This is a genomic window from Sinomonas susongensis (genome assembly GCF_005877005.1).
In the GTDB taxonomy this organism is placed as follows: domain Bacteria; phylum Actinomycetota; class Actinomycetes; order Actinomycetales; family Micrococcaceae; genus Sinomonas; species Sinomonas susongensis.
On record NZ_SSNH01000018.1, the window covers coordinates 31480 to 42916 of the forward strand.

An 11437-nucleotide genomic window follows, 5' to 3' on the forward strand; every position below is an offset into this window, starting at 1 on the left:
CGCAATCGGGAGGATCCATGGATCTCGCTGGTGCTACGGCGCTCGTCACGGGCGGCGCCTCAGGTCTCGGCGCCGCCACCGCACGCCGCCTGCACGACGGCGGGGCCGGCGTCGTCGTCGTCGACCTTCCGGGAAGCCGTGGCGCGGAGTTCGCCGAGGGGCTGAACGCGTCGCGCCGGGGCGGCCCGCCCGTGCTCTTCGCCCCGGCCGACGTGACCGACGAGGCTCAGGTGGCCGCCGCCGTCGACCTCGCCATGTCCGAAGCCTCCGGGCCGGGGCCGCTCCGGATCGTCGTGAACTGCGCGGGCATCGCGACGCCGGGCAAGGTCCTCGGGCGGGACGGGGTGATCCCGCTCGAGCAGTTCGAACGGGTCGTCCGGGTCAATCTCTTCGGGACGTTCAACGTGCTTCGGCTCGCCGCCGCCGCGATGGTGCAGGCCGAGCCTGTGAGCACCGAGCTCGGCGGGCCGGAGCGGGGCGTCATCGTCAACACGGCGTCGGTGGCCGCCTTCGAGGGGCAGATCGGCCAGCCCGCCTACTCGGCCTCGAAGGGCGCAGTGCATGCCATGACGCTGCCGATCGCACGGGAGCTCGCGCGCTCGCTCATCCGCGTCGTCACGATCGCCCCCGGGATCTTCGAGACCCCCATGATGGCGGGGCTCTCGCAGGAGGCTCAGGCGTCGCTCGGGCAGCAGGTGCCGCACCCGGCGCGGCTCGGGCGGCCGGGGGAGTACGCGAACCTCGTGGCCCACATCGTCGACAACACGATGCTCAACGGCGAGACGATCAGGCTCGACGGCGCGATCCGGATGGCGCCGAAGTAGACCGCCCCAGTCTTCCTCGGGCCTAGTCTTCCTCGAGCAGCTTCTCGCCGGCCTCGACGGCCAGGTCGAGCGAATTGTCCCGCACGGGCATGGGGCACGTCCCGTAGGGCGTGAAGGCGCTCGGGTAGTTGATGGTGCGGTTGAAGTCGAGTGTCACGCCGCCGTCCGGCCGGGGGCGCGCGGTTGTGACCTTGCGCCAGTCTTCGGTGGTGCGGCCGTTGGTCTCGTCGTGGAACGTGATCGTGAGGTCGCCGAGCTTGCCCTGCTCGGCCTGGAGCCGGTACTCGTGGCCGTTGCGGTGGAACACGACCTCGCCGGCCGAGAGGTGGACGCCGTCGACGAGTGGGTTCGCCGTCGAGATCGGTACTTCCCTCGGCACGGGGTACGGCTCCCACTTGGCCTCGATGACCCACTCGGGGTCATAGTCGAAGACCGGCACGCCGCGGAACTCGGTCCGCGTGGGCGCCTCCGAATCCCGGGTGCGGATCGCGTAGCGGCCTCCCCGCATCGCGAGCTCGACCACGATCGTCCCGTAGCGCACCCAGTTCAGCGACTCCTCGTTGGACAGGTGGGCGCTGAACGTTCCGTCCACCGGGTCGCCCTCCTCGTCGAAGACAAGGCCTTCGTCGGCGCGGGCAGTGAGAACTGCCGTCTCGAGGCCGACGGCTTCGGAGGTGGACCAGAGGCCCGGCACGAGCTCGACCGGTGACGGCTCGGGCGTGAGCCATTGGAGCGACGTGAGAGTGAGCCACCCGTGCTCTTCGGCGAGGGCGCGGTTCCGGTTCTCGCGGAACCGCTGCCAGCGGGCGAGCCGTTCAGCTTCCTTGGGGGAGCCCTCAAGTGTGTCCGTCATGCACCCACCTTGACCCTGCCCGCCGCGTCCGGGCAAGGGGCGCGTCGACGGTCAGGAAATCTTCGTCTCCAGCACCGCTGCGACCCCGAACGCGCCGAGCACCGTCCCGGTGACGCGGTCGATCCACGCCCTGAACTTCGGCCCTTCCAGCCATTTCCGGAAGAAGTGGGCCGCGCCGACTATCGCGACGAACCACACGACCGCCTCGATGTTGCTGACCACCGTGAGCATGAGCCCCATCCACACGGACGGGACCCCGGGCACGAGGAACTGGGGGATGACGGCGATGCAGAACATCCCGTACTTCGGGTTGAGGAGGTTCGATACGAGGCCCTTGGCCCAGGTCCGGCCCAGCGGCTCCTGCCCGAGGCGCGGGAGGCCAGCCGCGAGAGGCGACCCCTCGCCGTCGTCCGCGGTGCCCGGTGCCGCCTTCCTGAACGAGGCGCGCCACAGGCCGACTGCGAGCCAGACCATGTAGACGGCGCCGGCGAGCCGAAGGACGTCGTATGCGACGGTCGAGACCGTCAGGAGCGCCGAGACGCCCGTCGCCGCGGCGACGCCCCACACGAAGGCGCCCGAGATCATCCCGAGCGCCGCAATGTACGCGTGGCGGCGGCCCTGGCTCAGGGTGTAGCGGAGGACGAGAGCGGTATCGGTACCGGGGATCACCGTGATGAGCGCAGCGAGCGCGGCGAAACCCAGCAAGGAATTCTGGAGGGTCACCCACACAGGATACGTTGGCGGCATGCCAAGCTATCGCGCAGTCCTGCAGATCACAGGGCTCCGCCCCGGGTACCCTCCCGAGAGGGTCATGGAGGCCGCTCAGGAGGCACTGGGGTCGCGCCACCTCGTCGAGGCGGCACAGCTAGACGTCGTGCGCGGCATCCCCCAGATCACGCTCCGCTTCCTCGTCGAGGCGGCGTCCGACGACGACGAGACGGCCGCCGCCTGGGCGTCGGCTCTGGCGATGCACGAGGCGGTGGACGAGGTCGCGACGACGGGCCGGCTGCGGGTCCTGCGGCAGCGGCGGGGGAAGTGGCTTCCGGTCTAGGTCCCCGGCCCCCGCCCGCCGTCAGGCCGCGGCGACGAAGACGTTGGCCATATCGTCGTTGAAGAGGACGAACTCGACGAGCTCGACTGTCTGGGTGTCGGCCTCGCGGACGGTGTCGACCGCGGTGCGGGCGACGACGCGCGGGTCCCAGCCGTAGATTCCCGCGGAGATGGCCGGGAAGGCCACTGACGTGGCGCCGAGCTTGTCGGCGAGGGTGAGGCTCTCGTGGAAGGCGGAGCGCAGGAGGTCCGGGTCCCGCTGGCCTGCGTGCCAGTTCGGACCGACCGTGTGGATCACCCAGCGCGCCGGGAGGCGGAAGGCCGGGGTTGCCACCGCATGCCCGACGGGCAGCCCATCGCGGTAGTCCCTGCGACGCAGTTCCTGGCAGGCCTCGAGGAGTTCCGGGCCGGCCGCGAGGTGGATGGCGCCGTCGACGCCGCCGCCCCCGAGCAGGGAGCTGTTGGCGGCGTTCACAATCGCGTCGACGGGACGGGTCGTGATGTCACCGGTGACGATGTCGATCCTCATGGGAACAGTGTGGACCAGAAGTGGAAGTGAGCCAATGCCCCCAGATCCATCCGGGGAACGGGAAATGACAATCCTGGATGGCCTGTGACGGATCCCGTCAAGCGGTGCGGGGAGGCGGAGCCTCCTGCAGCTCGAGCCGGCTGCGGAATTCCACCTCTCGGCCCGAGATGGGGTCGCGGAAGCGGATCGTGCGCGCGAGCAGCTGGAGGGGGCGGGCGAAGTCGTCCGGCGCCTTGTCGAGCAGCACGGGATAGAACGGGTCGTGCATGATCCCGGCGCCGAGCCCTGCCATGTGGACGCGCAGCTGATGCGTCTTGCCGGTGTGCGGCTCGAGGCGGAACAGGGCCCGCGGCGGGTCGGGAGTGGGGTCGAGTCGGAGCAGGCTGATCCGCGTCTCGGTGTTGGGCTCGCCCTCGACGACGTTCGCGAGCAGGTAGTCCCGGGACTTGACCATCCGGTTCCGCACCGTGACGGGTTCCGCGAACTGCTCAAGGAACCGGTCCTCGTCGCCGGCCGGGACCAGCGAGACGCATTCGTACTCCTTCTGCACCTTGCGCCGCTCGAACAGCACCTGATAGCGGCCGCGCGTCTCAGGATTCACGGCGAAGAGGAGGACCCCCGCGGTCATCCGGTCGAGCCGGTGCATCGGGACGAGGTCGGGGAGCCCGAGCTCGTTGCGGAGCCGGACGAGCGCGGACTCCTGGATGTAGGTCCCGCCGGGCGTGGTCGGGAGGAAATGCGGCTTGTCCACGACGACGACATGTTCGTCCTGGTGGAGGACCGAGAGCTCCACGGGGAGCCGCTCCTCCGCGGGAAGCGTGCGGTAGTACCAGATGAAGGTGTGCTCGTCGAGCGCGGTGCCCCGGTGGAGGGGCGAGCCGTCCGCCCCGACGATCTCGCCGTCGTCGAACCTTCGGAGGATTCCCTCCGGGTCGACGTGGCCCCAGCGGTGGAGCATGTAGCCGAGCGCCGTCTTCCACGGCCCCTCCGAGGGCAGGCGAAGGCGCGTCGCGTTGACGCCGTCGCGCACCGGGAGGGGGGATTTCATCACCTTTCAAGGGTAGCGGGGGCCACTGCGGATCATGCCCGTCCGGCCGGTCGTAGAATCCGCAGGACAGGGGTCCTCGGTGCGGCGTCGAAGGAGATCGCGAATTGGACGATGTCGCTCAGTTCGGGCTTGTCATCCTGGTCGTCGCCCTCGCGGCCCTGGCGGCGGTGCTGTCCAATCGAATCAGCGGGCGGCTGCGGATCCCGGCCCCGGTGATCTTCCTCGTGTGCGCTGCTGCCGTCTCGGACGTGTTCCCGCAGTTCGGGGGGCTCTCCACCACCACCGTGCAGCGAGTGGTGACAGTGGCTTTGGTGGTGGTGCTGTTCGACGGGGGCATGCACATCGGCTGGGAGCGGTTCCGGTCCGCCGGGTGGCCGGTGCTGCTGACGGGGACCATCGGGACGTTCGCCACTGCCGCGGGGCTTGCGCTGGCTGCGCACGCCCTGTTCGGACTCGACTGGCCCACAGCGCTGGTGCTCGGGACAGCGCTGTCCCCGACCGACCCCGCCGTCGTGTTCTCGGTCTTGGGCAGCCGGGAAGTCATCGGCCGCACCGGGGTGATCCTGGAGGGCGAGTCCGGGGCGAATGACCCGGTCGGCATCGCCCTCATGGTGAGCCTGCTCGCCGGCGGCGGCATCAGTGGCATTGACGTTCCCGGTGTCATCGGCAACTTCGTGCTCCAGATGGGTGTGGGCGCCGCAGTCGGGATCGTCGGCGGGGTGCTCCTTCTGAGTTTCATGCGGCGCGTCCAACTCCCCAGCGAGGGCCTCTACGCCCTGCGGACGCTGGCCGGGGCGCTCGCGCTCTACGGCGTGGCCACCGTCGCCCACGGTTCCGGGTTCCTGGCTGTGTTCATTGCCGGCATCATCATCGGCGACGAAGGGGCGCCCTACAAGGCGGACATCAGACGCTTCCACTCCTCCCTTTCGAGCATCGCCGAGATTGTCGTGTTCGTTGTACTTGGCCTGACCGTCAACCTCCGGACGATGGCCGACGGAGACGCCTGGCTGATCGGCCTCGGCCTCGCCGTCCTGTTGGCCTTGGTGATCCGACCGCTGTTCGTGGGTCTCGTGCTTCTTCCGGTGAAGCTCAGGTGGGGCGAGCGGATCTTCGTGCTGTGGTCAGGCTTGAAGGGAGCTGTGCCGATCCTCCTCGGCACTTTCGTGTTCGGGTCCGGGCTCGCGGGGACCACTCGGATCTACGACGTGATCTTCGTCGTCGTCGCCTTCTCGGTGCTTGTCCAGGGCGGCCTGGTGCCATCGGTCGCCGCGTTCTGCGGGGTGCCCATGAGAAAGGTGGAGCCCACTCCCTGGGGGCTGGGCTTGCGGTTCCGGGAGCCGCCGGAAGGCCTGCGGCGGTATCGCGTGGCGCCCGGAGCAACGGCGGAAGGCCGCGCCATCGAGGACCTCGGGCTTGCCGAGGGCATCTGGGTCAGTTTGGTCCTCCGGCAGGGCCAACCGCTTCAAGTGCACGCCTCGACTGTGCTCAGCGCCGGGGACGAGGTCCTGCTCCTGGTGGATCCTGAGGAGTCCGATCCCGAGGCGTTGTTCACTCGCCGCTCGTCAGCCGAAGCCGGTTCCCCCAGCACACCTGGACCGTCAGGGTCCGAGAAGGGTGATTTCGTGGACATGTCCCGGATCCGGCGGGCCGCCGTCCGGTCCAGCCCGGGCAAGTGGGTCGCCCGCGTGGTCCAGCGGCGGAGGAAGCGCTGACTTCGGTCTGTCGCGGTCGAGCTCGGCCTCCCAGCATCCGGACCCGAGGAGTGGTGGAGGCACGGCCTGCGGTATTGTCTGGCGCTGAGGAAGTTCCCCCCGGCTCACAGTATCCGGCGTCGCGTACGAGCCCCGATCCCTGTGGAGTGCCCGCATGCCACCGTTTTCCCCCACCGAACACGACCTGACGTCAGAGGCAGGCGGCCCCGCCGGTCCCACGGGACCTGCCGCGGAGCTCCGCGCCGACGTGCGGCGCGTCTCGACGCTGCTCGGCGCCTCGCTCGTCCGGCAGCACGGCCCGGAACTGCTGCGCCTCGTGGAGGAGGTGCGGCTCCTGACCAAGGAGTCCAAGGAGGCGGCCCGCGGCGGCGCGGGCGCTCTCGGCCCGTGGAATGCGGCCGACGTCGCAGCCCAGGTCCGCGAACTCCTCGCCTCCCTGCCGATCGACGAGGCTACCGAGCTCGTGCGGGCGTTCGCCTTCTACTTCCACCTCTCCAACGCGGCGGAGCAGCTGCACCGCGTCCGTGAACTCGGGAAGCGCGCCGAGAACTCCGGGTGGCTCGCCGCCGCGGTCCGCGACATCGCAGACCAGGCGGGGCCCGAGGTGCTCCAGGAGGTCGCCGCGTCGCTCGACGTGCGCCCGGTCTTCACCGCCCACCCGACTGAGGCCTCGCGCCGCTCGGTGCTCGACAAGCTGCGCGCGGTGTCCAAGGTCCTCTCGGTGCCATCGACGGAGGGGACCGAGCTGCGCCGCCGGCAGGATCGCCACCTGGCCGAGATCATCGACCAGATGTGGCAGACCGACGAGCTCCGCCAGGTCCGCCCGACGCCGCTGGACGAGGCCCGCAACGCCGTGTACTACCTGGGCCAGATCCTGGGCGGCCCGCTCCCCGAGGTGCTCGACGAGCTCTCGGGCCTCCTCGCGGAGCACGGGGTGACGCTGCCCTCGACCTCGTCGCCGCTGCGCTTCGGCTCGTGGATCGGCGGCGACCGCGACGGCAACCCCAATGTCACTCCCGAGGTGACGCGCGAGATCCTCGCCCTGCAGAGCCAGCAGGCCGTCCGCATCGCCGTCCAGCTCGTCGACGAGCTCATCAGCATCCTCTCGAACTCGGCGGCGATCGCCGGCGTCGAGCCGGAGCTGCTCGACTCGATCGACGCAGACCTCGCGAAGCTGCCCGGCCTCGACAAGCGCGTTCTCGAACTCAACGCCCAGGAGCCGTACCGGCTCAAGCTCACCTGCATCAAGGCGAAGCTCCTCAACACCGGCCGCCGCATTGCCGCCGGCACCCCCCACGAGCCCGGCCGCGACTACGCCGCGACCTCGCAGCTCGCCGAGGACCTCTCCGTGCTGGACCGTTCGCTCCGGGAGCACGCGGCCCAGCTGGCGGCCGACGGCGCGCTGGCCACCGTACGCCGCGTCGTCGCCTCCTTCGGGCTGCATCTCGCGACGGTCGACATCCGCGAGCACGCGGACTACCACCACGACGCCGTCGGGCTGCTCCTCGACCCGCTCGGCGAGCTCTCGCGGCCGTACCTCGAGCTTCCGCGCGCCGAGCGGAGGCGCATCCTCTCGCTCGAGCTCGGAAGCCGCCGTCCCCTCTCGGGCCACCCCGTCGAGCTTCCCGGGCACGCCGCGCGCGTGTACGAGACGATGCGCGTCATCCGGCAGGCCCGCCGCATCTACGGACCGGACGTCATCGAGACGTACATCGTGTCGATGACCAGGGGCGCCGACGACGTCCTTGCGCCCGCCCTGCTCGCCCGCGAGGCCGGACTGGTCCGGCTGTTCGGCGACGCGCCCTACGCCCACATAGGGTTCGCTCCGCTCCTCGAGACGGTCGACGAGCTCCGCGCGTCGGCCGAGATCATCGACCAGCTCCTCTCCGAGCCCGCGTACCGGGAGATCGTGCGGCTCCGCGGCGACGTGCAGGAGGTCATGCTCGGGTACTCCGACTCGAACAAGGAGTCCGGGGTTTTCACGAGCCAGTGGGAGATCCACAAGACCCAGCGAAAGCTCCGCGACGTGGCCGCGCGGCACGGCGTTCGGCTCCGCCTCTTCCACGGGCGCGGGGGCTCGGTGGGCCGCGGCGGTGGCCCGACCTACGACGCGATCATGGCCCAGCCCAACGGCGTCCTCGAGGGCGAGATCAAGTTCACGGAGCAGGGCGAGGTCATCAGCGACAAGTATTCGCTGCCCGAACTCGCGAGGGAAAACCTCGAGCTGTCCCTTGCCGCCGTCATGCGCGCGTCTGCCCTGCACCGTGCCCCGCGCACGACCGTGGACGAGCGCGAGCGCTACGGCGAGCTCATGGACCTGATCTCCGACGCAGCGTTCGAGCGCTACCGGAAGCTCATCGACGATCCCGACCTGCCCGCGTACTTCGTCGCCTCGACGCCCGTCGAGCAGCTCGGGCAGCTCAACATCGGGTCCCGCCCCTCGAAGCGCCCCGACTCCGGTGCCGGCCTGGGCGGCCTTCGGGCCATCCCATGGGTGTTCGGATGGACCCAGTCCCGTCAGATCATCCCGGGCTGGTTCGGGGTGGGCTCCGGGCTCCGGGCCGCGAGGCGGGCGGGGAAGGACGCCGAGCTGCGCGAGCTCCAGGAGCGGTGGCCGTTCTTCCAGTCAGTCCTCTCCAACGTGGAGATGACGCTCGCCAAGACCGATCTCGAGATCGCCTCGCACTACGTCTCCTCGCTCGTCCCCAAGGAACTGCACCACATCTTCGAGGACATCCGGGACGAGTACGAGCTGACAGTCGCCGAGGTCGAGCGCCTGACCGGCGAGCGGGACCTCCTCGAGGCGGCACCGACCCTCAAGCGGACCCTCGAGATCCGCGACCAGTACCTCGACCCCATCAGCTACCTGCAGGTCGAGCTCCTGCGGCGCATCCGTGAGAGCACGCCAGACGGCCAGCCCGGCGAGCGGGAGATCGACGAACGGCTCCAGCGCGCACTGCTCATCACGATCAACGGTGTGGCGGCCGGGCTGCGCAACACCGGCTGACCGGTGCGGCAGTCGTGGGCCGGGTAGCGCTCTCCTAGGGTACTTGGGCTCTTAACATCCCCGGCGCTCTCCCCCAAGCTGGTGTGCAGCGGGCTCTTGCGCCCGTGCCCGAGAGGGCGGCTCCGACAGTGAGGGAAAGAGAGGTAATGCCGTCATGTCAGACCTGACCAGGTGGTTCGATTCCCGGCGATCGCCGTTTGAGCTGTTCCAGAGGATGTTCGAGGGCGAGGAAGTCGCGTCAACCGGGATCAAGGTCGAGGAACTGGTCGACGACGGAAAGCTCGTCGTGCGCGCCGAGCTCCCCGGAATCGATCCCGAACGGGACGTCGACGTCAGCATCTCGGAAGGGCAGCTGCGCATCGAGGCCCACCGCGAGGAGCGGCAGGAGGAGAAGGAGAAGGGCGGCTACCGGACCGAGTTCCGCTACGGCTCCTTCACCCGGACGCTCAAGCTTCCCGAAGGTGCCTCCGCCGACGACGTCACTGCGACGTACACCGACGGCGTGCTCGAGGTCCGCGTACCGATACCGGAGCAGAAGTCTGCGCGGCTCTCGAACAAGATCGAGGTCAAGCGCGGCTGACCCAGCTGCGGGAGCCAGGTCCGTTGGGGGGCTTGGCTCCCGTTTCTGCCTGGCGCTGCCGCGATCGCGACTGCCGGCTGCTCGGCCCTGCCCGAAGATGCGGTGGCTAGTGCGTTGCGGGGTGGTGACGCGCAATGAACAGTGCTGCCTGCGTGCGCCGCTCGAAGCCGAGCTTCGCGAGGAGCGAGGAGACGTAGTTCTTCACCGTCTTCTCGGCAAGGAACAGTTCACTTCCGATCTCTCGGTTCGTGAGCCCGCGGCCGATCAGCTCGAGCACCCGCCGTTCCTGGGGGCTCAGCAGGGCCAGCCGCGGTTCCTCGTCCCGGGCGGGGGCCAGCCTGCCGATGACCTTCGCCTTGTCCTCCTCGCTGAACAGCGATTGGCCGGCGGCTGCGCGCCGGAGGGCGGAGATGAGCTCGGTGCCGCGGATCTCCTTGAGCACGTATCCGCTCGCCCCCGCGAGGATCGCGCCGCGGAGCGACTGGTCGTCGTCGTAGCTCGTGAGCATCACGCAGGGGAGCGATGGGTCGACGGCGTGCACGTCGCGGCAGACCTCGATGCCGGTGCCGTCGGGAAGCCGCACGTCGAGGACGGAGACGTCCGGGCGGAGCGCTGGGATGCGCCCCGCTGCCTCGACCGCGCTCCCGGACGTCCCCACGACCTCGAAGCCCTCGTCCTCGAGGAGCTCCTGAAGCCCGCGGCGCACGAGTTCGTGGTCGTCGAGGATGAAGACTCGCAGCCTCGTCGCAGGCCCCGTCCCCGACGTATCCCTCGCTGCACGCAATTCCACCGCGTTCCTCCGTCTGCCGCCCAGCCGGTCCCGTCCTCGGAGCCGGTTGCATCATTCTCAGCCTGTCCGCGTGCTGGGGGCTAGGGGCTAACGGCCGAGAGCCTTACCCTTTGATCACGGCGCTTCGGCGTCACGGCAGCACCTTCCCGCTGGCGGACGCCCCGCGATCTGGTTCGAGCCTGGAGGTTTCGATGCTTCGCTGGGGCGGAGTCGGGATGGGCGGACTGTTCGTCATCATCCTGCTCCTGATCGTCATTGCCCTGCTCGTCGTGATTGCCGTGAGGCTGTTCATGCATGAGCCGTGGCACCATTCCGGGCGCGTTCCCCCCGGGGCCGCCCCGCCCGGGGGCGCCCCGCCGATGCCCGGCCACCCTCCGGGCCAGTTCCCTCCGGGCCAGTATCCTTCCGGCCAGTATCCGCATGCTCCGGCTCAGTATCCGCCGACTCAGTACCCGCCGACCGGTTATTCCGACGGCCCCGGCCATCACGACCCTGGTGAACGGGGGCCGGTCGGGTCGACTGCAATGGAGCCCGGCCAGACTGCCAATACCGGAGGGGCCGGTATCGGAGGGGCCGGTGCGGATGCCAGTGCTGACGGGCGCAGTACTAACGGGCACAGTAGTGACGGGCGCAGTACTGACGGGCGCAGTACTGACGGGTCCGATACCGAGTCGTCCAGTACGGGCGAGTTCAGTACGGGCGCGTCCAGTACCGGCGCGTCCAGCACCGACGCCTCGAGCGCCGGCGCGTTCGGATCCAACCCGCAGGCCGCCTTCCAGCCGATCCCGGCCCCTCAGGTTCGCAGCCGGGCCCGACGGATGCTGGACGAACGGCTGGTGAGCGGCGAGATCACGCCCGAGCAGTATCGGGAGCTCAGGCAGACCCTCGAGGAGCAGTAGCGTTCCTCCCGCCCACTTGTTCCTTGAGTTCAGGACTTCGAAGCAACGCTTGCGATGATTTCGGGGGCATGAGCTGAGGAGTCGCATGGCGCGTAGGGAGCTGACTGCTGAGGATCGGCTGATGATCCAGGCGGGGATTGGAAAG

General features: G+C 69.5%; 11 protein-coding genes. 6 read left to right on the forward strand and 5 right to left on the reverse strand.

What is annotated here, in order from left to right:
* Positions 1-17 precede the first annotated feature (17 nt).
* Positions 18-824, forward strand: coding sequence for an SDR family NAD(P)-dependent oxidoreductase (locus tag E6A21_RS17085; RefSeq protein WP_138445370.1), 807 nt, complete (start codon positions 18-20; stop codon positions 822-824).
* 22 nt (positions 825-846) lie between these two features.
* Here E6A21_RS17085 and E6A21_RS17090 read toward each other — a convergent pair whose 3' ends face one another.
* Positions 847-1677 (reverse strand): DUF1684 domain-containing protein, encoded by an 831-nt coding sequence (locus tag E6A21_RS17090; protein ID WP_138445371.1) that lies wholly within the window; start codon positions 1675-1677, stop codon positions 847-849.
* A 51-nt stretch (positions 1678-1728) separates the two neighbouring features.
* Complete coding sequence (locus E6A21_RS17095; RefSeq protein WP_212745969.1) at positions 1729-2400, reverse strand: LysE family translocator; 672 nt, start codon at positions 2398-2400, stop codon at positions 1729-1731.
* A gap of 22 nt (positions 2401-2422) precedes the next feature.
* Here E6A21_RS17095 and E6A21_RS17100 point away from each other — a divergent pair, with 22 nt between their 5' ends.
* The gene (locus E6A21_RS17100; RefSeq protein ID WP_138445373.1) at positions 2423-2728 is read left to right on the forward strand and encodes a hypothetical protein; all 306 of its coding nucleotides are present in this window, start codon (positions 2423-2425) and stop codon (positions 2726-2728) included.
* A gap of 21 nt (positions 2729-2749) precedes the next feature.
* Here E6A21_RS17100 and E6A21_RS17105 read toward each other — a convergent pair whose 3' ends face one another.
* Positions 2750-3256, reverse strand: a complete 507-nt coding sequence (locus E6A21_RS17105; RefSeq protein ID WP_138445374.1) for an O-acetyl-ADP-ribose deacetylase — start codon at positions 3254-3256, stop codon at positions 2750-2752.
* Between the two features lie 97 nt (positions 3257-3353).
* On the reverse strand, positions 3354-4304 hold the full coding sequence (locus tag E6A21_RS17110) for a pseudouridine synthase (protein ID WP_138445383.1): 951 nt from the start codon (positions 4302-4304) through the stop codon (positions 3354-3356).
* A gap of 104 nt (positions 4305-4408) precedes the next feature.
* On the opposite strand from E6A21_RS17110, the gene E6A21_RS17115 reads away from it, so the two are divergent.
* The 3 genes from E6A21_RS17115 to E6A21_RS17125 all read left to right on the forward strand — a co-directional run bounded on the left by E6A21_RS17115 (position 4409) and on the right by E6A21_RS17125 (position 9603).
* Positions 4409-6016 (forward strand): cation:proton antiporter domain-containing protein, encoded by a 1608-nt coding sequence (locus E6A21_RS17115; protein WP_138445375.1) that lies wholly within the window; start codon positions 4409-4411, stop codon positions 6014-6016.
* Between the two features lie 154 nt (positions 6017-6170).
* Positions 6171-9023 (forward strand): phosphoenolpyruvate carboxylase, encoded by a 2853-nt coding sequence (gene ppc / locus E6A21_RS17120; protein WP_138445376.1) that lies wholly within the window; start codon positions 6171-6173, stop codon positions 9021-9023.
* 154 nt (positions 9024-9177) lie between these two features.
* Positions 9178-9603 (forward strand): Hsp20/alpha crystallin family protein, encoded by a 426-nt coding sequence (locus tag E6A21_RS17125; RefSeq protein ID WP_138445377.1) that lies wholly within the window; start codon positions 9178-9180, stop codon positions 9601-9603.
* A 106-nt stretch (positions 9604-9709) separates the two neighbouring features.
* On the opposite strand, the gene E6A21_RS17130 is transcribed toward E6A21_RS17125, so the two are convergent.
* Positions 9710-10387: a response regulator gene (locus E6A21_RS17130; RefSeq protein WP_138445384.1), complete on the reverse strand. Its 678-nt coding sequence runs from the start codon at positions 10385-10387 to the stop codon at positions 9710-9712.
* Between the two features lie 116 nt (positions 10388-10503).
* On the opposite strand from E6A21_RS17130, the gene E6A21_RS17135 reads away from it, so the two are divergent.
* Positions 10504-11292, forward strand: coding sequence for an SHOCT domain-containing protein (locus E6A21_RS17135; protein ID WP_212745970.1), 789 nt, complete (start codon positions 10504-10506; stop codon positions 11290-11292).
* Positions 11293-11437: the final 145 nt, after the last annotated feature.

What these genes read in the sequence shown, in the direction of transcription:
- E6A21_RS17110 (WP_138445383.1), bottom strand. Translation starts at nt 4,304, where the DNA reads ATGAAATCCCCCCTCCCGGTGCGCGACGGCGTCAACGCGACGCGCCTT.
- E6A21_RS17085 (WP_138445370.1), top strand. Translation starts at nt 18, where the DNA reads ATGGATCTCGCTGGTGCTACGGCGCTCGTCACGGGCGGCGCCTCAGGT.
- ppc (WP_138445376.1), top strand. Translation starts at nt 6,171, where the DNA reads ATGCCACCGTTTTCCCCCACCGAACACGACCTGACGTCAGAGGCAGGC.
- E6A21_RS17105 (WP_138445374.1), bottom strand. Translation starts at nt 3,256, where the DNA reads ATGAGGATCGACATCGTCACCGGTGACATCACGACCCGTCCCGTCGAC.
- E6A21_RS17100 (WP_138445373.1), top strand. Translation starts at nt 2,423, where the DNA reads ATGCCAAGCTATCGCGCAGTCCTGCAGATCACAGGGCTCCGCCCCGGG.
- E6A21_RS17090 (WP_138445371.1), bottom strand. Translation starts at nt 1,677, where the DNA reads ATGACGGACACACTTGAGGGCTCCCCCAAGGAAGCTGAACGGCTCGCC.
- E6A21_RS17125 (WP_138445377.1), top strand. Translation starts at nt 9,178, where the DNA reads ATGTCAGACCTGACCAGGTGGTTCGATTCCCGGCGATCGCCGTTTGAG.